Source organism: Anaerocolumna sp. AGMB13025 (genome assembly GCF_029689925.1).
Taxonomy (GTDB): Bacteria; Bacillota; Clostridia; order Lachnospirales; family Lachnospiraceae; genus Anaerocolumna.
Genome location: NZ_CP121445.1, coordinates 5,400,062 through 5,423,514, shown reverse-complemented (window position 1 = coordinate 5,423,514; position 23,453 = coordinate 5,400,062). Strand labels below are relative to the sequence as shown.

General features: G+C 36.5%; 14 protein-coding genes. 13 read left to right on the top strand and 1 reads right to left on the bottom strand.

Translation table 11 applies throughout. From position 1 onward, the window contains the following. Nucleotides 1-405: 405 nt before the first annotated feature. From QA584_RS22395 to QA584_RS22370, 6 genes are read left to right on the top strand one after another with little or no spacing between them, the layout of a single operon-like run. Nucleotides 406-1,107 (top strand): response regulator transcription factor, encoded by a 702-nt coding sequence (locus QA584_RS22395; protein ID WP_278271329.1) that lies wholly within the window; start codon nucleotides 406-408, stop codon nucleotides 1,105-1,107. Then, on the top strand, nucleotides 1,097-2,317 hold the full coding sequence (locus QA584_RS22390) for a sensor histidine kinase (RefSeq protein WP_278271328.1): 1,221 nt from the start codon (nucleotides 1,097-1,099) through the stop codon (nucleotides 2,315-2,317). Before QA584_RS22395 ends, QA584_RS22390 begins: the two co-directional genes overlap by 11 nt. Then, on the top strand, nucleotides 2,314-5,019 hold the full coding sequence (locus QA584_RS22385; protein WP_278271327.1) for a hypothetical protein: 2,706 nt from the start codon (nucleotides 2,314-2,316) through the stop codon (nucleotides 5,017-5,019). Before QA584_RS22390 ends, QA584_RS22385 begins: the two co-directional genes overlap by 4 nt. Next, nucleotides 5,006-5,929 (top strand): ABC transporter ATP-binding protein, encoded by a 924-nt coding sequence (locus QA584_RS22380; RefSeq protein ID WP_278271326.1) that lies wholly within the window; start codon nucleotides 5,006-5,008, stop codon nucleotides 5,927-5,929. The genes QA584_RS22385 and QA584_RS22380 overlap by 14 nt, the downstream gene beginning before the upstream one ends. An 11-nt stretch (nucleotides 5,930-5,940) precedes the next feature. After that, nucleotides 5,941-6,855 carry an ABC transporter permease gene (locus QA584_RS22375; RefSeq protein WP_278271325.1) on the top strand — a complete coding sequence of 305 codons (915 nt, stop codon included), beginning with the start codon at nucleotides 5,941-5,943 and terminating at the stop codon, nucleotides 6,853-6,855. Continuing rightward, nucleotides 6,831-7,109, top strand: a complete 279-nt coding sequence (locus QA584_RS22370; RefSeq protein ID WP_278271324.1) for a hypothetical protein — start codon at nucleotides 6,831-6,833, stop codon at nucleotides 7,107-7,109. The genes QA584_RS22375 and QA584_RS22370 overlap by 25 nt, the downstream gene beginning before the upstream one ends. Before the next feature lie 561 nt (nucleotides 7,110-7,670). Here the strand turns inward: QA584_RS22370 and QA584_RS22365 are convergent. Next, entirely contained in the window at nucleotides 7,671-8,462 is a 792-nt protein-coding gene (locus QA584_RS22365) for a hypothetical protein (RefSeq protein WP_278271323.1), read from the bottom strand. 618 nt (nucleotides 8,463-9,080) lie between these two features. Between QA584_RS22365 and QA584_RS22360 the strand changes: the two genes are divergently transcribed. From QA584_RS22360 to QA584_RS22330, 7 genes are all read left to right on the top strand, one after another. After that, the gene (locus QA584_RS22360; RefSeq protein WP_278271322.1) at nucleotides 9,081-10,142 is read left to right on the top strand and encodes a cell wall hydrolase; all 1,062 of its coding nucleotides are present in this window, start codon (nucleotides 9,081-9,083) and stop codon (nucleotides 10,140-10,142) included. An 876-nt stretch (nucleotides 10,143-11,018) separates the two neighbouring features. After that, nucleotides 11,019-12,503: a threonine synthase gene (gene thrC / locus QA584_RS22355; protein WP_278271321.1), complete on the top strand. Its 1,485-nt coding sequence runs from the start codon at nucleotides 11,019-11,021 to the stop codon at nucleotides 12,501-12,503. Between the two features lie 843 nt (nucleotides 12,504-13,346). Next, nucleotides 13,347-15,857 carry an Ig-like domain-containing protein gene (locus tag QA584_RS22350; protein ID WP_278271320.1) on the top strand — a complete coding sequence of 837 codons (2,511 nt, stop codon included), beginning with the start codon at nucleotides 13,347-13,349 and terminating at the stop codon, nucleotides 15,855-15,857. Between the two features lie 354 nt (nucleotides 15,858-16,211). After that, nucleotides 16,212-19,154 (top strand): bifunctional glycosyltransferase/CDP-glycerol:glycerophosphate glycerophosphotransferase, encoded by a 2,943-nt coding sequence (locus QA584_RS22345; RefSeq protein WP_278271319.1) that lies wholly within the window; start codon nucleotides 16,212-16,214, stop codon nucleotides 19,152-19,154. A gap of 1 nt (nucleotide 19,155) precedes the next feature. Continuing rightward, on the top strand, nucleotides 19,156-21,381 hold the full coding sequence (locus QA584_RS22340) for a polysaccharide pyruvyl transferase family protein (protein WP_278271318.1): 2,226 nt from the start codon (nucleotides 19,156-19,158) through the stop codon (nucleotides 21,379-21,381). 494 nt (nucleotides 21,382-21,875) lie between these two features. Then, nucleotides 21,876-22,652, top strand: a complete 777-nt coding sequence (locus QA584_RS22335) for an ABC transporter permease (protein WP_278271317.1) — start codon at nucleotides 21,876-21,878, stop codon at nucleotides 22,650-22,652. A 28-nt stretch (nucleotides 22,653-22,680) separates the two neighbouring features. Next, nucleotides 22,681-23,418, top strand: coding sequence for an ABC transporter ATP-binding protein (locus QA584_RS22330; protein ID WP_278271316.1), 738 nt, complete (start codon nucleotides 22,681-22,683; stop codon nucleotides 23,416-23,418). Nucleotides 23,419-23,453: the final 35 nt, after the last annotated feature.

Sequence of the window (23,453 nt, the reverse complement as noted above, 5' to 3'; positions counted from 1 at the left end):
GAAAGGTTTTGTAAGAAAAAAGTAAAGACTTTTCCAGGCAGATATGCTAGTATGAAATTACCTGAAATATACAGACTATATGGATATAATTTCATTTTTAGCACAAATTATATATGAATTGTAGCACAAATTCGATAATTTTTTTGGGAATCTGCGATTTGGAATAAGATTAAAAAATCGATTAATAGTTGTGTTTAAGAATCTGTATAAAGAAGACAATATTTATTAACCAGTATATAGAAATCAGTATTTGATAATTTATAGTAAGAAAGGTTTCGTTTACGATATTTAGATATTTATGCAAAGATACTAGGTTCAAAACTGTATTTGGGAAAGATAAGCAAGAATACGGTTGATAAATTAGATATTATAAATACACTTATATAGAAAGGATGGATTCGGTTTATGGAGCAGACCAGTATATTAGTGGTGGATGATGACAGGGAAATTGCCGAACTTGTTGAGATACATTTGGTCAGTGACGGCTATAAGGTGTTTAAGGCCTTTAGTGCCAAGGAAGGTTTTGAGATACTGGAAAAAGAAGATATTAAGCTGATAATTCTGGATATTATGATGCCGGGTATCGATGGTTTGAATATGTGTAAAACCATACGAAATACCAGCACCATTCCTATTATTATGTTAAGTGCCAAATCGGCGGATATTGACAAAATAATCGGACTTAGCACCGGGGCAGATGATTATGTAATAAAACCTTTTAATCCCCTGGAATTAACTGCCCGGGTAAAATCCCAGTTAAGAAGGTACACCAAGTTTAATCCGAATTCCCATGAAGACAGGACCGATAAGGAAATCGTGGTAAATCATTTGGTGATTAATAAAGAAGATCACCGTGTGATTGCCTATGAAAAAGAAGTAAAGTTAACCCCAATAGAATTTGACATCCTATACCTGCTTGCCAGTAATCCAGGCAGGGTATTTAGCACCGATGAGATATTTGAACGGGTCTGGAATGAAAAGATGTATGAAGCCAACAATACCGTTATGGTCCATATCCGGAGGCTCAGAGAGAAGATAGAGGTGGATTCCCGTAACGCACAAATCATAAAAACAGTTTGGGGAGTTGGATACAAAATTGAAAAATAGTATATTTAAAAGCTTTCGTTTTGAAATTGTATTGTATAGTCTCCTAAGCTTAGTGTATACCATACTTTCGGAGGCGGCCTTATTTTTTGGAATATTTTTGGTGTATCACATACTAAACGGCAATGAAGTCGGACTAAAAACTGAAAAGATTGGAAATAGCCTGAATAATTACATCATAGACAACGGAGCTGCCCTAAACCGCTATGAGATTAATAACGGCCGAAGCAGCATACTCGATCAAAGTACATTGCCGGGTAAAGGATTTTTATTCGTTGTGGTAAGTATTGCCCTGATTGCAGGGGTGGTGCTGTTTACGACCTATTTTTTACTGCTTACCAGAAAGTTTGGTACTTATCTTGAACGCATAGCCGGTGGAATATCAGAAATTTCCGCAGGAGACTTTACTGCCCGGATTGATATTTCTAATGACGATGAGTTCGGCTTTATTGCCTCTAAATTAAACAAGATGACAGATGACATCAGACTATTAATTGAAAATGAGCGTAAAAGCGAATCTACCAAGAATGAACTAATTACCAGTGTTGCCCATGATTTGAGGACCCCCCTTACATCTATTATCGGCTATTTGGAGCTGGTATCGGATAAGGATAAACTAACGCCGGATATTAAAGACCACTATATCGAAGTAGCCTATAGCAAATCCAAAAGACTGGAAAAACTCATAGAAGATTTATTTGCCTATACAAATCTGAACTTTGGTGAAGTAACTATAGAATGGTCAGAGATTGATATGGTAAAATTCATCAATCAGTTACTGGATGAGTTTTATCCAAGTTTTCAGGAAAACGGTCTGGAATATGAATTCCTTACGAATAATGCGACTGCCCTGGTAGCTGCCGACGGTAATCTGCTGGCAAGAGCATTTGCCAATTTAATCAGTAATGCTATTAAATATGGCAGGGACGGTAAAAGTATCATCCTGAGATTAAGAAAAGAAAATGAAAAAGTAATCGTGTCTGTAACCAATTACGGTACTTTAATACCCGAGAAAGATTTACAGCATATCTTCGAACGTTTTTACCGTGTGGAAGGTTCAAGATCCAGTGAAACCGGAGGAACCGGCTTAGGACTTGCAATTGCAAAAAGTATTATCCAGATGCATGGCGGGACCATAGAGGTCAGAAGTGATTTTGACGGAACCGTATTTGAAGTGGTCTTAGAGGAAAAGAAGGAAGGCATGGTAGGATGAGGATGGGCTTTCAACATAAGGACATCAGATTAGGACATAGACCTAACGGTAAAAAAACCCCGGCTTTAGCAACAATTTTACTCGTTGGAATCGGTATTGCTGCTTTCTTTATTTTGCAGTCGACGGTCTTAGTACGCCTGCCCTTCTGGCCGGATAGCAGCACTACCCTGACGGTTATTGCGGCGGACAAGGAAGAGACCGATGAAACAAAAGATTCTGATTTGACAGTGGTTGTGGATTACGGATATGACCAGTACGCAAAATATGGGCGGTATATGTGTGTTACGGCAGCCATTACGAACAACGGTAAGGATTTTACCGGCTGGGTCCAGGTAATAGTTCCAAAGACCAAGAATAATGTCGTATATCGGAGAAAAGTAAAAGTTGCGGCAAAAGAGACTACAAAAGTATCCCTAAGCCTGCCTGTAATGGATGATACCGGATACCTCCAATTCATATTAGCGGACAAAAACGGTACTACAATCGGAGAAAAAAAGTACAAATTAAAAATCGGAAACTATGAAAATCTTGCCTATGTGGGTGTCTTAAGTAATGCTTCAGAGGATTTGGAGTATCTTAAGGATTTTGGCACCAGAGTCTTTTATCTGAATGAAAATACCCTGTCAGATGACTATAAGGCACTTGATCTCCTGGACATAATTGTAATTAACCAGTATGATACCGGTCTATTATCCAATAATCAGATAAAAGCTTTGGAAAAGTGGGTAATGAACGGGGGTACCCTGGTAATTGGAACCGGTGAATACTCCAAAGATACCTTAGCAAAATTAGATAACATATTCTCCATAGCAGCCAAGGGCAATCCCGTCAAGGAAGAAATAACCTTTGGTCTGAACCAGGAAACTCTTCAGGACTTAAAGCAGGATATTGTGGATTATGAAGAAGAACGGAAGATTTTTTTAGAATCAATCAAAGACCGCAACGAAATGCTTAAGGCTTATGGCAATGATACAATACCAATCGATACTACTGTATTTCAAAGATGGTCGAAAGAAGAACTTGGCGGTCTGAATATAGAGAAGATCAACAAAGAAATTACTGATCTATGGATGAAAGACAGTTCCGCGGTCACAGCAGAGGGAACGAATAAACTAATGCAGGTAAGTTCCTTTGGTCATGGTAAAGTCCAGCTTTTTAGTTTCGATCTGGGACTTAATAAGGAACATAAGACCATCGGACTGGCAATCCTGAATGAGATCAGTAAAAACATGAGCAACACCAAAATCACCCAATTAGAAGAAGAGTATTACGGTTCCTATTTGAACTATGGTGTTTTCAACAGTATGTCTTATACCAATGCAAAAGAGATTCCCAAAGTTGCAAAATATATTATCATAATTGCAATTTATATCTTCACCATAGGACCGGTTACCTTTATCCTCTTAAGAAAACTTGATAGGAGAAGTCTGATCTGGGCAGTGGTTCCGGTTACGGCAATTGTATTTACCCTTATCGTCTATTTTGCAGGATCGGATACGAGAATTGACGAGCCATATGCAGGATATGTCAAGCTTCTTGATTTTCAGGATAATAATAAAGTAAAGGAAGAGTTTTACTTTGCACTGACAGCTCCCTCCAATCAAATGTATTCCGTACCGGTGGATGATCCGTATGACATCAAAGAATTACGGGGAAACGGAGATAACAGTTACTTATATGATTATAAGAAAAAGAAGGTTTATTATGATGATTATGTTACTGCGGTGAATTACGAGAATGACAAAACCACATTGGAGATTCAGAATAATCCTGCATTTTCTCCGGTTTATTACCAGTGGGAAGGCTCCTATGATATGACAGACCGGCTGACTTATAATATTCATTATATCGGTGATAAAGTTTATGGGACCGTAACCAATGGTTTTGACTTTAATATAAGCAACGCCATGTTGACCAGTGATGGGTATGTTATTAATATAGGTGAAATAAAAAAAGGAGAAACCGTATCCTTAGAAGGAAAAGATGCCATCTTCATGACTACCAGAGATGAACTCTATAATACGGATATCATTAACCGTATCGCTGGAGGAACCGGAGAGGTTAAGGACAATACGCCTCAGGTCAACCGTTTGTCTAATGTTTTATATTATCTGACGGAGAACAATCTTTTGAACAGCCGCCATACCAGCTGTATCATTGGATTTGTAGAAGGTACCCTCTCGGAACAGGATAAGAACTACAATATATTAGGTGATTTGACAAAAAATATGAAGGCTTACGGTACTACGGCGGTAAAACTGCCGGTAGAAGTTGATTATAAAAAAGGGGATAAGGAATTTGTTCCCTCCATTGATCCTTATATTATAATGTCGGAGGGAAATTATAATAAATATTATCAGTCCCGCTATTTAAACAGTGACAGCATGACAATCAAATATCATCTGCCGGAGAGCGATAAGATAGTTTCCTTTGAATATCTGTCAAACCGGAATCAGGACAGCAGTAATGATTATCTGAGTGCCTTTGACGGCTCGATCTATTTTCTGAATACCATAACCGGCAATTACGATGAAGTATTCAAAGATGGACCAGGAAGCAGTGTTACAGACATAAATAATTATCTCTCGGAACAAAATACAATAACCGTACGTTACAGTACAAAGATGTCATTAAAAGGATATCAGATGGTGCTGCCTTACATTTCCTATTGGAAGGAGGCTGGTTTCTATGCTGGAAATTAAAAACCTGATTAAAAAATATGGCAAGTTCACAGCGCTTGATAATCTGAACCTGGAAATAAACAAAGGTGAGATTTTTGGATTTGTAGGTCCAAACGGAGCAGGAAAAACCACCACCATGCGAATAATTGCGGGATTATTAAAAGCCAATTCCGGAATTGTTAACGTAGATGGTGTGGATGCAAGGACGAATCCAAAGGGGCTAAAGAATAAAATCGGATATATGCCGGATTTTTTTGGAGTCTATGATAATTTAAAAGCGTTGGAATACATGGAATTTTATGCTTCTATTTACGGAATTGTAGGGAATAAGGCAAGACAGCTTTGTCTGGAACTAATGGATTTAGTTCGGCTGTCGGATCATACAGAGAATTATGTGGATGAAATGTCCCGGGGAATGAAGCAGCGCTTATGCCTGGCAAGGAGCCTGGTTCATGATCCGGAATTGCTGATTTTAGATGAACCGGCCTCAGGTCTTGACCCGAGAGCCCGCTTTGAGATGAAGGAAATCTTAAGGGAACTTCATAATAAGGGAAAGACAATATTAATCAGCTCACATATCCTGCCGGAACTGGCCCAATTGTGCAGCAGCATCGGTGTTATTGAAAAAGGCAGAATGGTGGTGTGCGGCACGGTTGAGGAGATTTTGTCAGCCAAAGCAGCCGCAAGTCCTATCATAATGAAATTCACAGAGGGCCAGGATAAAGCAGTTGAGGTATTAAAGCAGAATAATCTGGTTCAGAACATAGTAATACGTGACAACAGTGTATCCATACTTTTTAAGGGGAGTGAGACAGAGGTCGCTGGTATCCTGGCGGCCATGATTCAAAATGGAGCGATGCTCTCTTCCTTTACCAGGGAGGAAAGCAGTCTGGAGTCCTTGTTTATGCAGATTACTACCAAGGAAGAATAGGAGGTGTCGGTATGAAAATTAATCCGGTTTATCAAAAGGAATTAAAAACAAGTGTAAGAAGTGTAAGAACAGCTGTCATTTTGCTTGGTTATAATGCAATCCTTGCTCTGTTTGGTTTGTTTGCCTTCTATGTTACCTTTGAATATGACAGCAGATATGGCGGGACGGTGGATTATTCCTCTATCCTTCAGATCTATGCCATTATTACGGCGGCGGAATTCGGTCTGGTTTTATTTACCGTACCGGCTTTAACAGCTGCCGCTATATCCGGAGAAAGAGAAAAACAGACCCTGGAGATTCTTCTGACTACAAAACTTACTCCGTTTCAGATTATTCTCGGGAAACTTGCCTCGTCTATCAGTATGATGATCCTTCTTGCAGTATCCAGCCTTCCGGTACTGGCAATTGTCTTTACCATTGGGGGGATAACACTGCGGGATTTTCTGGTATTTATGCTATTAATCGTGGTAACGGCTGTATTTGTAGGCAGCATCGGTATCTTCTTCTCTACCCTGTTTAAAAAGACCACTTCAGCAACGGTGACTACCTATGGAGTCTTATTGTTTCTGGGGATTGGCACCTTAGCCATACTTTGGGCGATCCGGCTTGTCATTGAACTAAAAATGAACGAATCCGCTGCTGGCAGCATAGTTTATCAGACTCCGGATGCCGGTAACTGGATCTTGATTTTATTAATTAACCCGGGAGTTACTTTTTTCTCCATGATTGAAGACCAGATTGGTACGGGTTCCAGGCTGACTTCATTTTTCGGGAATTTTGGTACTGTTTCCATGGGAGTTCAGAATGTTTGGTTTTATGTTAGTGTTTCCATTCAACTGGGGATCTCGGTTATTTTGCTGATTGGATCGGCTAAGTTATTGGATCCTTTGCGGGATCGGTATTGCAGGAAGAAGAGGAGACGGTAGGGTTTTTTGCTACGGACGCTTTGCTTGGTGGGGGATGGGAAATCTTTTGTTGCGGACGCTTTGTCTGGCGTGGGATGGGAAATCTTATGTTGCGGACGCTTTGCCTGGTGGGGGTTGAGAAATCCGGGAATGACAGAGGGTATTTTTACTGTTCGGTGAAAGAATGCAGTGTTTCTAATACTTTGAGAATCGTTTATAACATATCCACAGGACTAGAACTCCTCATGGGTTTTACCCATTCGTCAGACAGCTAGTCCTGCGGATATTGGCACGATTCTCAAAGTATAAGAAACTCAGGCATTCGTTCAGAGTCACAGTAAAAATACCCTCTGTCATTCCCGGATTTCTTTTTCGGTTGTGAGGCAAAGCTGATGTTATATGGAAGAGATGAGAATCTTCGTTAGAAGAAGAGCGTCTTTAAAAGAAGAGCGTCGTTAAAAGAGGAGCTTCGTTAAATGAAGAGAGTCGTTAAAGGAAAAGCTTCGTTAAAAGAAGAACTTCGTTTAAAAGAAGAGCGTCGTTAAAAGAAAAGCGTCGTTAAAAGAAGAGCTTCGTTAAATGAAGAGCGTCGTTAAAAGAAAAGCTTCGTTAAAAGAAAAATTTCGGTTAAAAGAAGTACTGATCATATGAAATCATTTAGATTTTTATAGCATAAAACTAGCCACCGGTCCTTGTTAGGGGATGATTCCGGTGGCTTCATTTTGAATATGAAAATGGAAGAAGAATAATATAGGTTTATTATAACACATTATCTAAAAAAAGGTAGCATTTTTTTAAATTATTTTGAAAAATTTCGATTGATTCATTTTATATCACTATATAGTGTAATTTCTAAGCTTTTTTGAGATTCTTATCCCATGATAGATTCTTGCGTATTCAATTTCGTCGATCTCTCCTATGTAATTTTCTGGAAAGTCTTTGTTTATTCCTTTTTCTTTTATGAGTCTGGCTGCTTTGTTATAGGCTATGGCAGCTTCAATATCTGTGGCGTATCGGCCGATTATGTAATCTCCGTTGATATGAAGTTTGGCAGTATAGACAGGGAGACCTTTGCGGATGGATTTGGTAACGCCGTGGTAGCGGTTAATGATTTCAATATTTCCGTAGCGGTAATCGGTATTGTCACCATTGGCAAAACGGTAATCCCGTCCTGGGACGGCGTAGTTTTTTATTCCATAGCGGGACAGTATTGTGACCTGCATTCCGTAATCGGATACAAACAGGTGACCGCCCCGTTTCATGATCTTATGATGGGCATAATAAAACAGATCGTCGATATCAAATTTTAGCAGTATCTTCTTATTAATATAGTATATAAAGTAACGGCTTTTTAAATAAATGGGATTTTTGAAATACATGCCGTTATCTCTTAGGTTAATAAGGATAACCCATTTATTAAAATCGAGGATATGTTCGTTGGCATAATCATCAATTTCATATCTGGAAGAGTGAAGGATTTCCCCTGCAACTATGTAAGCCTGATTTGCATCATGTTCAGAAGAATAACTGCCCAGACTGATATGCTTATTTTTATAGGTAACAGATGCCCTGTAATAGACATCGCCATTTTTTTTAACTGCTTTTAAAACACCAGGTAAAGTCGGCAAGCTTTTTATCCTCCTACTATTGTATATTTATAGTTATTCTCTTATTTTTATTACAGCATAATAATAAATTGATGTCAATAGAACCATCTATTATATTCTATCTGAATAGAAAGTAATAATATCTGGGTATTTCGTTCTATATGCCAGAAGTGCTATATAAAATAGCGGACGGGCGTGATTTTGTCTAGATGATTATGTTACATAAATATTACATAAATGTTAAATAGTGTGACATGGATTCTACAGAAAAAACTACTGTTATCAACACTTTTCGCAGGGGAAATGAAATATTTTTATAACGAATTGTATAAAATGAAAATAAGGTGTGAAAAATAGTTAATAAATAATTAATAATTCGTTAAAATATTATTGTGCAATACAGATAAATAACTGGTAAAAATATGCCACTTATTTATGCATAAAGATAATTCATGGTAAATAATGGTAAACAAATTGTGTTGTATCCTCCAAAAATGAACTGACCTTATTGACAGGTTAAAGCGAGATGATATAATGCATGATGAGCGATTAAAGAAGTTTGCCTGGATTTAATATTTTAATACGCTGATTAAACTCCCGTAGGTTGGAGGTATCATAAAAAGAAAAGAGGATGTATGCATGCTAAAAATACACTCGTTTCTTCACTGGATTAAGAAGCCAATCGGCAAGGTATTACCTGCTGGTATCGGCAAATATAAGACAAGCCTGGTGGTAATTGCTTACGCTATGGTTACCGTCTTATTCTTACTTAGTCCGGACTATATCTACGGTACAGGTTATAATGGCGTAGAATCTTACGCGAAAGCTGAGATCACGCATGATGTACCCCAAAATATAGAGGAAGGAACAGCTTATGAAGCAATAGTACGAACCAGTCAAAACATTTTAGGAGATCAATTCAAACTATTTGATCTGACGGCAAAGAACATTTTGCCTGGACAAGCTGGGCAAAATGCCCTGAATTTATTTCCAGAAGGGAAATCATATAATAATTTAATATTAAGTGCAGATAAAAACGATTCGGATAATGAGAAAACGGAGAACAACGAAGAAGCAGACTCCAAACAGGCAGGAGCAGTTGCTAAGGATAAGGTTGATAGCAGTTCAACCAAGGATAAAAAAATACAAAAAACCGTTATGGCTGTAGCCGCTACAGCAAAAAAGACCAAAACAGAAACCACTCACTCGAAAGATTCCGACAAAGATACCAAAGAGACCAAAAAGGACTCTAAGAATTCAGAATCAAAAAATACCAAAAAATCCGATACAGATAAAAAGAAAAAGAATTCAGTCAATTTATCATCGGATGAAATCGAGATACTACAGCGAATCGTAGAAGCTGAAGCTACCGGAGAAGATTTAAAAGGGAAAATGCTGGTAGCAAATGTCATCCTGAACCGAGTTAAGGATGACGATTTCCCGGATACCGTAAAAGGGGTTGTGTTCCAACGAGACGGCGGAACCTATCAATTCTCCCCGATAAAGGATAACCGTTACTGGTCGGTCAAGATTTCAAAGGATACCGTCAAAGCAGTAGACAAAGTATTGCAGGGCGAAGATGATTCCAAAGGCGCCCTATACTTCTCAGCCAGATCAAGAGCTGATAAAAGCAGCATGAGATGGTTTGACAATCACCTTGATTTTTTGTTCCGGTACGGAGGTCATGAATTCTTCAAATAATGATTTGGAGAAAAAAACTTAAAAACAGGCTTGATTTTCTCGCTTGTCCATTTTAGGGATGAGTAATGGAGAAAGTTGAGCTTGTTTTTTTGCTGTTGATTTTTCACATCATGGATGATTCCCAATGTTTGACGATTCTTGCTGGTTGGATGACCTGGTCCTATGTCAATCTTGGTGGTTGAATGATTCTTGAGAGTCGAGAATGATACTTGGTGGTAGAATGATACTTGTGAGTCGAATAATACTTGTGAGTCAAATGATACTTGTGAGTCGAATGATACTTGGTGGTCGAATGATACTTGTGGTCGAATGATTCTTACAAGTTGGATGATTTTCGTATGTTGAATGATTCTTGCGAGTTGTATGATTCTAGCAGGTTGAGGAAAAGGGCTTACAGTTCTTGGCGAAAAAGACTTTAAAATTTTATAATTTTATACTTTATCGTATTAGCGTATTGTATAAGCCGATTAAACATGTTATAATACAGAAAATTTAAACAAAATAACGATATTGATAAATTACAAGGTATGGAGTTGAGTAACAATAAATTAAATGCTGAGTTAAGTAATAAAAGCACACTTAATCTGTAAAAAAATAATCAGCAAAACCATTAAGTAATACCATAGAAAAGTATTACCGTAGAAAAGTAATACTGTAGATAATCAATACGTAAATAGGTAATATCGTAAATAAGTAATACTTTAAAAAGTATGCTATCAATAAATAGTGCGGTAAACATTAAGAAGTAAACATGAATGTTACAGTGAGTAAGGATTGATGACCAAATAAATACTCGCAGTAAGAAATTATAAAGGTAAGTAAAACCAAATAATAAGATAATAAAAATAACTAAAAATATAAAAAGGATGAATCCATATGAATCTAATGTATCAGAGTACCCGCAGCAACAGCGAACCCATAACGGCTTCCCAGGCTATCTTAAAGGGACTGGCAGATGATGGAGGTCTATATGTACCGGTATCCATACCAACACTCGAGATTCCTGTAACGCAGCTCAGTAAAATGACGTATCAGGAAACAGCATATGAAGTCATGAAATTATTTTTTACCGACTTTTCAGAAGAGGAATTAAAAACCTGCATAAATCGTGCTTATGATGACAAATTCGATACAAAGGAGATTGCCCCTCTCGTTAAGGCAGATGGAGCATTTTATCTTGAATTATTCCATGGAGCAACCATAGCCTTTAAAGATATGGCATTGTCAATACTCCCGCATTTACTTACAACTGCAGCCAGGAAAAACCAGGTGAAAGATAAAATAGTAATATTAACAGCTACCTCCGGGGATACCGGGAAAGCAGCTTTGGAGGGTTTTGCAGATGTGGAAGGAACTAAGATCATTGTGTTCTACCCAAAAGATGGTGTCAGTCCCATGCAGGAAAGGCAGATGGTAACTCAGAAAGGGGATAACACCTACGTAATCGGAATCCACGGCAACTTTGACGATGCCCAGAACGGCGTTAAGGCAATGTTTAACAACAAAGAACTTGCAGCAGATTTAAAAGAAAAAGGTTATCAATTTTCCTCTGCCAACTCAATCAACATCGGAAGATTAGTGCCCCAGATTGTATATTACGTTTATTCCTATGCCAAATTATTTGAAAATGGTGAAATAAGGGAAGGCGAGAAAATCAACGTAGTGGTACCTACTGGTAACTTTGGCAATATATTAGCGGCGTACTATGCAAAGTCCATGGGACTGCCTATTAATAAGCTGATTTGTGCCTCCAATGAAAACAAAGTACTATTTGATTTCTTCCAGACCGGCATCTACAACAGAAACCGCGAATTCATTCTGACCTCTTCGCCGTCTATGGATATTCTGATTTCAAGTAACTTAGAGAGACTCATTTATCAGATTGCAGATAAAGATGCAGATAAAACCCTTGCCATGATGAAAGCATTAGGCACCAGCGGAGAATATGGAATCACAGAAGAGATGAAAGCCCAAATGAAAGACTTTGTGGGTGGATATGCTTCTGAAAAAGAAACAGCCGAAACAATCAAGAAGTTATATGAAAAAACCGGTTATGTCATAGATACCCATACAGCTGTCGCAGCCAGTGTATATGAAAGTTATATTACAGTTGCAGACGATAAAACAAAAACAATCATTGCCTCAACCGCAAGCCCATACAAATTTACCAGAAGCGTCATGAATGCCATAGATAGTGAATGCAATCACTTAAGTGAGTTTGAATTAGTAGATGAGCTGAGCAAGAGATCCAATACAGCTGTACCGGCTGCGATAGAAGATATTCGATTTGCAGTCATATTGCATGATGCGATATGTGATAAAGATAAGATGCAGGAGACGGTGGAAGATATTTTGAAATAGAAATGATAATGGGATAATAGATTATAAAATTATGTAGATATTAAATAACGAATGCACATCAATTGTTTCTTGAACAAATGGTGTGCATTTTTTCTGTTTTAGGCAAAGGATGTAGGGGACAGTGGTTAAATCTGCTTCTGCAATTGGCATGGACTTTTGGTATTAAGGGATATTTGGTGTAAAAGGGTTAAGAAGCAAAATGGAAGAAGTAACGCAAGAAGTAAAATGCAAGAAGCACAAACAAAAAGTATAAAGCAATGAGTTAAATTCAATAGGCAAATACAATGATATAATACTTGGACAGAATTAATTTTTTGAGATTAAACAGTATAGTAATGATTGAGTTTAGTGCTGGGCTACAGAGTATCGACTTTGAATATCAAAATTTTAAGATAATAAGAATAACAAAATTATTACAAAAAAATAAACTGATTGTGACAAAACCATGACATAAAATTGACACATTCAAAGTGCATTATATAAACAGGTCAGGCGGGAACGGAACAGAAAGAAGAATCAATGTTCACCCTTTATGACTTTGGTATAATCAATTCAATACAGATATAACATACGAACAGGGTGTAATTTATCTAATGTATCTGGGAGTAAAACCCAATTTTTTGGTGCTGAAAGACATTATCAAAAATGGCTGGAATGTGTCAAAAATAAGGCAAAACTCGGGGTATACAGCCAGTAAATATGGTTATAAAAAAAGTAAAATAATAGATAAAAGGACTTGACCTTTTGTTTGATTATTGTTATAATCAACTTGTTATTGGAATGATTATATTTGACAAAATATAATACCAAACCAAACCTATATTTTAAGGAGGAAGAAAGAATATGAGGAAAAATTTCTTTAAAAAGAAATTAGCTTCCACACTTGCATTAGCAATGGTAGTAACTAGCTTAGCTGTACCTACAAGCGCATCAGCTGCTACAGCTACTAAAATTGTTAAGCAGGGCGGAGCAGCCGCACCAACCGTTCTCTATGTTGGTGAAAAAGGCACAGATTACGGTCTGAGCAAAGTTGTTAAAGGTAATAAATATACTTGGACAACAAGCAATTCTAAAATTGCTACAATTAACAAATCTGGTGTTGTTACAGCGAAAGCACCTGGAAAGGTAACTATCAAAGTTACTGCTAGAGATTCCAAAGGCAAATGGCTTAGCGCATTCACTAAGAAATTAACTATTAACCAACGTGCAACTAGCATTGATATCGGTGCAGATGACTTTAAATTAGTTATTGGTCAGGATAAAGACTTAAATGCAGTTAAAACTCCTGCTAAATCAACTGATACTGTTAAATATGTATCTGATAACACTGCAGTAGCTACTGTAAATGCTAAGTCTGGTGTTGTTAAAGCAGTTGGTGTTGGTGAAGCTACTATCACTGTACTTTCTAAAGCAACATCTGCAAGTGCAGATACAAGCAAGTACAACAAAAAAGATACTGTTAAAGTAACAGTTGCTGATGGTATCCAGTCCGTTAAGCAAACTACACCTTCTAAGATTGAAGTTACTTTTGCTACAGATCAAAGCAAGTCTTTAACAGCTGATGCTCTTACAGTAACTGATAAAGATGGCGTAAAACAAATTATCAAATCTTTAAGCTTTTCAGCAGATGGTAAAACAGCTACAGTTGAATTTTATTTAAATCTGTCAGACGCTGCAACATATAAAGTAGCTTATGGTACAACTGATAAGACATTTACAGCAAGCGTAGGCGATGTAGCTAGTATTTCTTTAACAGGAAAAACAGTTCAATATGCAAAAGCTACTACAATTGATGTTAAGCTTTTAGACAAGAACGGTGTTGATGTTACTGGCGTGAAATCAGATTATACAAGTTATATAACCTTTGATGTAGATAATTCTTTGGCTTATGTTAACTTAAACAACGACAATAAGTATCAAATCACTGTTTATGATTTCCCTAAATCAGTTAATGTAACAGCTACTTATCATACTTATAAGTATACAGATGGCGAAGAATCAACATTTAAGAGCTCAGCAGTATTTAACTCTGTTGAAGAAATCAAAGATGTAGCATCTGATATTAAATACACATTAGCTACTAGCGATGGTCCAAATTGGGATAAAGTTAATACTACTATACCTGCAACAGCAGAAAAGTATCAAGTATTTATTAAAGCTAAAGATGCTGCAACTGATAATGATATAGATCAAACTGACTTCACATTTGAATCATCTGATACATCTATATTATCAGTATCCAGCACTGGTGAAGTTTATGCTATTAAGGCAGGTACTGCTTATATCAAAGCTACCTACGGCGCTACTTCTAAAATGCTTGCTGTAACAGTAGGCTCTGAATCAAAAGTAATAAGCGTTGTTCCAGATTCTAGCGTAGTAACATTCTATTATGTTAATGCTGCAACTAATGGTGCTACTGTAGGTTTTGTTGACAGTACAAAGACTATTACATTAAAAGCTGAAGATCAATATGGCAACGAAGTGGCTGTTGGTACCGATAATGTTGATGTTGAACTTATTAGCAGCAACTTAGTATCAGGTAATACAGCAGCTGTAACTGCTAGTGGTTCAGGTAAAACAGTTACAATTACGGGAAATGTACCTGTAGATAAAAACAACGATGGCAATTATAGCTATAAATTAACTTACAAAGGTAAATCTACTGTAGTTAATATTAAAGCAGTTGAAGTATCCAATACAGTATTAAGCTATATCAATTTTGATGCTCCTACAACTACACTTGATGCAGTAATTAAAGGTTCAACCCCTAGTGTTGCAGATAAGACTTTAACTCTTTACAGATATAATAAAGATGCACAACAGATAGGTAAAGTTACAGGTGGTGTATCATATACTATTACTCGTGATGGAAATTCTGTTACTCCTGATGGTGTTACTGTAGCTACAGCAGCTGGTGCCGTAACTGTAACAGCATTAGCTCTTGACACTACTTCATCTCCTAACGTTGCTACACAAGCTGCTGCTGGTACTTATCTTATCAAAGCAGAAGAAAGTGGTACTGGTAGAAAAGCATCTGCAACTGTAGTTGTTAAGAATAGCCAGGTACTTCCTACAGTTAAATTAGATGATTCTACAATAAGCCAAACTGAAGGAGATATTTTAAAAGTTATTAAGGCTGCTTATACCGTTAGTGCAGGCACTATCGTTAATGCTGAAGTAGTTCTTAATAATGCTAAGGTAACTACTAGCTTAGGATCAACTAGTGTAAGCAAAGGTGATAGCTTATTAGTTAAATCAATCACTATTGAACATACTAACTATGCTGGAAGTGGTTATACATTACGTCAGAAAATTTCCGTTAGTGGAATTGGATCTATTACAATCGTAGAATAATTTAACAATGTTATTATAAAAAAAGGTGAGATTCTCTGAATCTCACCTTTTTTATTGATATCTACTAATTCAATTCATTTGATGTTTGCTTCATTTTCAATTAGTATTTTTTATGAATGCCAATGAGCAACTATACTTAATGTATATTAAATTATTCTTGTAGGAACTGTTTAAATTAAGGGTTTTTAAGGCAATCTTAATAATTTGGTTTATTAAGACTCAAATATGAAAGGTAATTATAGTTTTTTATATATTAATATATACTCCTTAAGAATCCTTAATAATTATTGCATAATCCCCCTATCTATGTTAAAATCCTTCTTAGTGGAAACCGAATCCAGGAGGAATTCTATAATGAATGAATATAAGGTGAGTATTATTGTTCCTGTTTATAATGTGGAAAAATATCTGACACAGTGCATGGAGAGTTTAGTGAACCAGACTTTAATGGATATTGAAATTATAGTAGTGAACGATGGTAGCCCTGATAATAGTATAAAGATATTAGAAAAATATGAAAAGAAATACCCTGATATGGTCAAAGTGTTTACGACGGAGAATCGGGGGGTTAGTCATGCCCGTAATTATGGTATAGACCGTGCCTCGGGCGAATATATTATGTTTGTCGACAGTGACGATTTTGTTGAACTTGATATGGCTGAGAAGCTGTATACCAAGGCGATAACGGATCAGAATGACCTGGTTATGTGTGCCAGGTTTAATGTTTATGAAGTGGAAGGTAAAGCAGAACTAAAGCGTAAAGTAATGAATATATTCTCCATGAATCAGAACTTTAAGATGTCTGAACGCAAGTTTGAACTGGTTCATGCCTCACCTTTTCCCTGGGACAAACTATTTAAGCGTAATTTGCTATCCGAAATCAGGTTCCCGGAGGGAATGCGTTTTGAAGATTTAGGACTTGCATTTGAAACTGCGGTTATGGCAGAAAGTATTGGTATAGTTCCGGAACCTTTGTATAATTACAGAAAAACGACGCAGGTGGGTTTTCTAAACAGCTTTTCTGAAGCTACCAAAGATATTGTGAAGGCATTTGAACTGTTGTTTCAGTACATGAAAGAACATGATCTCTTTGAGACGTTTCAAGAGGAATTGGAATATATCTGTACAAGACATTTCTTTTTCCGTTATGAGTCCTTTTATACCGATGGGAAAAAAGGTCAATTAGGACTCAAAAAAGATATAATTAATATGACTCAGGATTTCTTAGACAAAGAAATACCGGATTGGCCAGACAATCATTATCTCAAGTATACTGCCGGCCCATCGCTTAAAAAGCATTTAAAGTATTATGTGGACAGAAAAAAAACGATTCGATATATATCCTTTCGGGAACGAATACCTGGAAGGGTTTACCGGCTTGTCCTAAAATTTACTGATTTAAAGGATAAGATAGGTAATAAATGGAGAAAATTTAAAAAGACAAAAAAGAAAATGGCTGCAATAAGAAAGAAATTACGCAAGCTGCGTATCTTTAAATTATTTAATATGCCACTAGACATGAAATATACAAAATATTATGAAACCTTAGCTGTAAACGATAAGGTTATCCTGTTTGAATCCAAGCATGGTGACGATTTAGCAGGTAATATTTTTAATATGATATATGAAACTGGTAGGGATAAGTATAAAGATTTCCGTATCCTTCTTGTGCTGAGAAAAGAACTTTACGAGACTTATGGTAAGTTATTAAAAAATTATAATATCAATCATGTAACATTTATCGAATTACATTCGGATGAATATTTACGCGGGTTAGCTGCTGCCAAATACCTGGTTACTGATACCAGTCTGCCTCCTTATTATATTAAGAAACCCGAACAGGTATATCTGAATACCTGGCATGGAACACCGCTGAAAGCCATGGGCAGAATTGTACCGGACAGGGAATATGCTCTTGGTAACGTACAGAGGAACTTTAATATTGCGGATTATCTGTTATATCAGAATGAATTTTCAAAGGATATATTTTTACAAGATTATATGATAGACAAGACTTATGAAGGAAAGGTCTTATTATCCGGATATCCAAGAAATTCCTCCTTCTACCGCACAGATCGAAGGGATAAGATTAGACAGGATTTAGGTCTTGCGGACATGCAGGTAATTGTTTATATGCCTACCTGGAGAGGACTGCTTCATAAGAAGGAATCCAAAGCCCAGGTTGAAAAGATATTTGGTTATTTGGCGCATCTGGATCATAAATTAAAGAAGAACCAGGTGTTATACGTTAAGCTCCATCCTTTTGTAAAAAAGAGTATTGATTATACCCAGTTGTTACATGTAAGAGAATTCCCCGGAGATTATGAAACTTATGATTTCTTAAATGCTTCTGATATGCTTATTACGGATTATTCCAGTATTATGTTTGATTATGCAGTTTCTAAAAAGAAGATAATTCTCTTTACCTATGACAGAAAAGAATATCTAGGAGACCGTGGTATCTATATTGACCTGGATGATATGGATCTGCCTAAAGTTGATACGGTAGATGAGCTGATTGAAGAAATTAACAGGGAGGAGTTTGCATATCCTAAGTTTTATGAACAGTTCTGCAGTTTGGATTCTGCCGATACTGCGAAAAATGTATGTGATACGGTATTCCTGCAGGAAGAGAATAAAGTCAGAACGGAAGTTTATCAGAAAACAGCTACGGAGAATGTTCTGATTTTCGTAAAGTCTTTGCGTAATAATGAAGAAGATTTACGTTTTATAGATAATATGAATCACCTGAATGTAAAGATGCACAACTTTTACTTAAATTTTAAAGCGGGTGCCATGAAGAAGACTTCCAGACTCTTATCCCTTTTTGATAAAGAAATTGGGTACATTCCATTATCACCGGGTAGAAATTACAGGTTATCCGAATATTTCGCATTTACATTAACCTTCCGGTTTGGAATAGAAACTACATACACAAAGAAGAAACTTGCAAGCCTTGCAGACAGAGAGAAGAAGAAATTATATGGCATAACAAACTTTGAGTATGTTATCTATTATTCCGGAATGGATTTAATGCTGCTCCATGTGTTTGATTCCTTTGAGGGTAAGAAGATATTTAATTTCCATGATTTTGATATAAAGAAATATAACAGTTCTAAAAAATACCGCAGGAACGTACGATATGCCCTTAGAAAGCTGGAGGATTATACTCTTGTTATCATTCCGCCATCCATGGAGAACATTGCTGAAATTATAGAATTAAAGCAAAAGGTAAGTGTCGTGGTCAAGGACACATCGTCGGTAACAATTGACACAATATTAAAGGAGGCGAAATAGCGTGAAGGCTGGCGTTATTACATTTCATAGTGCCCATAATTTTGGTGCAACTCTACAGACCTGGGCGCTGCAAAGAGCCCTTAAGAATTACAAGATAGAAGCCTCAGTAATTAATTATCATCCAAGTATAATAGATGATTTATATAATCCGCTTAAAGGTAAATTTGGAATGAAGAGACGTATTGCAAAATTTAAGCTGCGTCGTAAAAATCCAAGAAGTCTGGAACGTTATGAAAATTATACAAGATTCCTTAAAAAGCATTTAAACCTGCTAGGAGATTTCTCGACTTATGAGGAATTAGAAGCAGCTGATCTTAATCTGGATGCTTATATCGTAGGCAGTGATCAGGTATGGAACAGTGAGCATATCGGTGGGTTTGATCCGGCGTATTTCCTGGATTTTGTAAAACCAGGTCCCCTTAAGATTTCCTATGCGGCAAGTATCGGAAGAGATTATTTATTACCAGTCTATCATGAACAGATTAAAAACAGCCTGAAAAGCTTTACTTCTATTTCTGTTAGAGAAAAAAGTGCAAAAAGGCCAGTGAAAGAACTGGCGAAGAAGCAAGTGGATGTGGTTTTGGATCCTACTTTATTGCTTGCCAGGGAAGAATATAATGAGATCAAAACAGTACCGAATATTAAGGGTAAATATATATTTGTTTATATGATGGAACATAATCCTGATGTTGTAGCTTTTGCTAATAAAATATCTACAGCAACGGGTCTGCCCATTGTCCAGAGAAGACCGAATAAAATATTTAAGAATGAAATTGCAACCTGTTATACCTCGGCTCCCGGGGATTTCTTGGGATTAATTGAGAATGCAGAGTATGTTATTACGAATTCGTTCCATGGAACGGTGTTTTCTATTATATATGAAACACCTTTTGTTTCTATGCTCCATTCCAATACCGGCAGCAGAACGGTGGATTTACTTAAATCCTTAAATTTGGAATCCCACTTACTTTATACTGCTTCTGATTTTGATGATTTCAATAAATTTCGGATCGAGGAACCTGAAAAGTTAAGAAAAAGAATATTAGAATTAAGACAGACCTCGCTGTTATTCTTATTAGATGCATTAAAGAATAATGACAGGCAAAAGATTGTTGCCTGTCCAACCCAGATTAAGAAACATGAATGTTACGGCTGTTACGCCTGCAAGGAAATCTGTCCTACCAATGCGATTACAATGGAAGAAGACAAAGAAGGCTTCCGATATCCTGTTGTAGACGAAGCAAAATGTATTGACTGCGGAGCTTGTAATAAAGCGTGTATCCGTAAGACAAATCATATTATTGAATATGCAGAGCAATATCCAAAAGTATACTCGGTTATGAACAAGCAGGAGGAAGTCCGTATGAAGAGCTCCTCTGGTGGTATCTTCCCGGAGCTTGCTAGATTCGTCATCGAAGAGAAAAAGGGATATGTTGTTGGTGTAAAATATGATAAAGATATGAAGGTGGTATCCTCCATCGCAGATAATATGGAGGAGGTCAAAGCGTTTTATGGCTCGAAGTATGTTAAGAGCGATTTTGACGGTATTTACCCTCAGATTAAGAAGCTTTTACAGGATAATCAGACGGTTTTATATTCTGGTCTTCCTTGTGAATGTGCTGCCTTACGCTCTTATTTAAAGAAGGAGTATGAGAACTTATATATCTGTGAGATTCTATGCCATGCTGCGCCATCACCTAAGATTTTTAATCAGTATTTGGACTATTTAAATAAAAAGTTCAATTCAAGGGTGGTTAATCTTACTTTTAGAAATAAGAATACCGGATGGCTGATTCATAAATGCAGTATGATCATTGAATTCGAAAACGGAAAGAACTTAAGCGTAAATTCCAGGAAAAATAATTATTTCCGTGCATTTTTAAATGATTACATCTCCAGACCAAGCTGCAGCTCTTGTGAATATACCTATAAAAACAGAGTCGGAGATGTTACAATTGGTGACTTCTGGGGGATTAAAGATATTGATCCTTCCATGTTTGATGATAAAGGGGTAAGCTTAATTACCATTAATGATGACAAAGGCAGCAAAATATGGGATAATGTGAAGGAAAAATTCAATTATAAGGAGAGTGATATGGCAAAGGCATTTAAAAAGAATCATAATAAACCAAGTCCTTTTAAATTAGAACGGCTTGATGTATTTGACCGTTTGGACAAGGACCCGATTGATGACTTATTATATGAATATAATGATTTAAAGAAATAATTGATTAAATAGAAGATAGGAATCTTATTTTCTTACAGGTCTATTTCTTAATATAGGCTTGTTTATGGGATTGAGTGTACTTTAATATATTTTATAACAAATAAAGGATAAATGAAGAAGACTAAAAAAGAAAGCTGTATAAATTTAAAAGATATAAAATAGTAAGATTTATAATATTTAGATCATAATATTTAAGATATAAATATAATAAGATATAAAAGGTAGTAAGATATAAAAGATAGTTAAGATATAAATAATACAATATAAGAATTCTTTATATGTAATATCCTTTATAATTGCGATTGTATAAGCCTGTATGGACATTAGTTTGAAAGATGATCCCTACAGGTACTTATGCATTATAGGAATATCCCATCTTTTACTTCATTTTGCTGTTTGATAAAGTACATTAACTTATAGGCAATAAGAGAATAAGGCAGTATTATCTAAATTTGTAATGTCTGCAGTTTTTTAGCAGGCAGATTGGAGTTAAATTGAAGAAATATATCAGTAATTTTACTAAATATCGATTTTTATTGGGTGAGCTGGTTAAGAAGGGTATCACCTTAAAATATAGAAGATCTTACCTGGGCATTCTATGGACTTTAGTAGAGCCTTTATTGACGATGATTGTATTGACAATTGTATTTGGTACCTTGTTTGGTAATGAAGACAGACAATTTCCTGTATATATCTTATCAGGTAGATTATTGTATTCTTTCTTCTCCAACAGTACGAAAGTAGCTATGAAATCCATTCGTACACACAGTGGTATGATAAAGAAGGTCTATGTTCCGAAATATATGTACCCGTTATCCAGCATACTTACGGATTACATTATATTTTTAATATCCCTGATTATTTTAGTGTTAGTAGGAATTGTTTTAAAGGTACAACCTACTTTTTACTTATTCCAGGCAGTAATACCTTTGGTTTTAATGCCCATTATGGCTTATGGAATTGGTTTAATACTGGCAACCTTATCGGTATTCTTCCGAGACTTAGAGTATATCTGGTCTGTTGCGTTAATGCTGGTTATGTATACCTCAGCCATATTCTATAAACCAGCGAGAATAATTGATGCAGGTTATGGATGGCTGTTAGAGATTAACCCGCTGTATTCCATTGTAATTAACTTTAGAAATTCTATCTTTGGAATGCCGTTGGATCAAAGAGCATTTTCCTTATCTTTGCTCTACAGTTTTGGATTCCTGGCTATTGGTACGCTTATGTTTCTTAAGAAACAGGATGAATTCATACTGCATGTATAATTAAGTTTGATGAAAAAGGAGGCATACCATGGAAAAGATTGCTGTTGAAGTGAAACAGGTAAGTATGCGGTTTAATCTGTCTTCCCAAAAGGTAGACAATCTGAAAGAGTATTTTATAAAGTTCCTTAAGAAAGAACTAAAATATAATGAATTCTGGGCATTAAAGAATGTGAGCCTGAAAGTAAATAAAGGGGATCGTTTAGGTATCCTGGGATTAAACGGTGCCGGGAAGAGTACCTTGCTGAAAATAATAGCAGGGGTATTAAAACCTACAGAAGGGTCCATTACGGTTAAAGGCAAGATTGCACCTCTATTGGAGCTTGGAGCCGGTTTTGAGCCGGAATATACCGGGGCAGAGAATATCTATCTGTATGGAGCTGTTCTTGGTTATCCAAGGGAATTTATAGCAGAGAAGTACAATGAGATTATTGAATTCTCGGAACTTGGGAAGTTCATAAATGTTCCTCTTAAAAATTATTCCTCTGGTATGAAGTCAAGGCTTGGCTTTGCTATTGCAACGGTGGTAGAGCCGGATGTGTTGATTCTGGATGAAGTACTGGCAGTTGGCGATGCTAAGTTTAAGAAAAAATGCGAAGCTAAGATCCAATCCATGTTTGATAAAGGGGTAACGGTGCTGTTTGTATCCCATTCCTTGCCTCAGGTGCAGAAGATTTGTAATAAGGCTATACTGTTAGAGCATGGGAAGATTATTGCAAATGGGGATATTGGGGAAGTTAGTGCGATTTATGAGGAGAAGACGAAGTAGGTAAAGATTATGAAGTGAGTTATAAATTTGGGTAC

Excerpts from the sequence above, each read along its gene's own strand:
- QA584_RS22380 (WP_278271326.1), top strand. The coding sequence starts at position 5,006 with ATGCTGGAAATTAAAAACCTGATTAAAAAATATGGCAAGTTCACAGCG.
- thrC (WP_278271321.1), top strand. The coding sequence starts at position 11,019 with ATGAATCTAATGTATCAGAGTACCCGCAGCAACAGCGAACCCATAACG.
- QA584_RS22375 (WP_278271325.1), top strand. The coding sequence starts at position 5,941 with ATGAAAATTAATCCGGTTTATCAAAAGGAATTAAAAACAAGTGTAAGA.
- QA584_RS22360 (WP_278271322.1), top strand. The coding sequence starts at position 9,081 with ATGCTAAAAATACACTCGTTTCTTCACTGGATTAAGAAGCCAATCGGC.
- QA584_RS22345 (WP_278271319.1), top strand. The coding sequence starts at position 16,212 with ATGAATGAATATAAGGTGAGTATTATTGTTCCTGTTTATAATGTGGAA.
- QA584_RS22395 (WP_278271329.1), top strand. The coding sequence starts at position 406 with ATGGAGCAGACCAGTATATTAGTGGTGGATGATGACAGGGAAATTGCC.
- QA584_RS22385 (WP_278271327.1), top strand. The coding sequence starts at position 2,314 with ATGAGGATGGGCTTTCAACATAAGGACATCAGATTAGGACATAGACCT.
- QA584_RS22350 (WP_278271320.1), top strand. The coding sequence starts at position 13,347 with ATGAGGAAAAATTTCTTTAAAAAGAAATTAGCTTCCACACTTGCATTA.
- QA584_RS22330 (WP_278271316.1), top strand. The coding sequence starts at position 22,681 with ATGGAAAAGATTGCTGTTGAAGTGAAACAGGTAAGTATGCGGTTTAAT.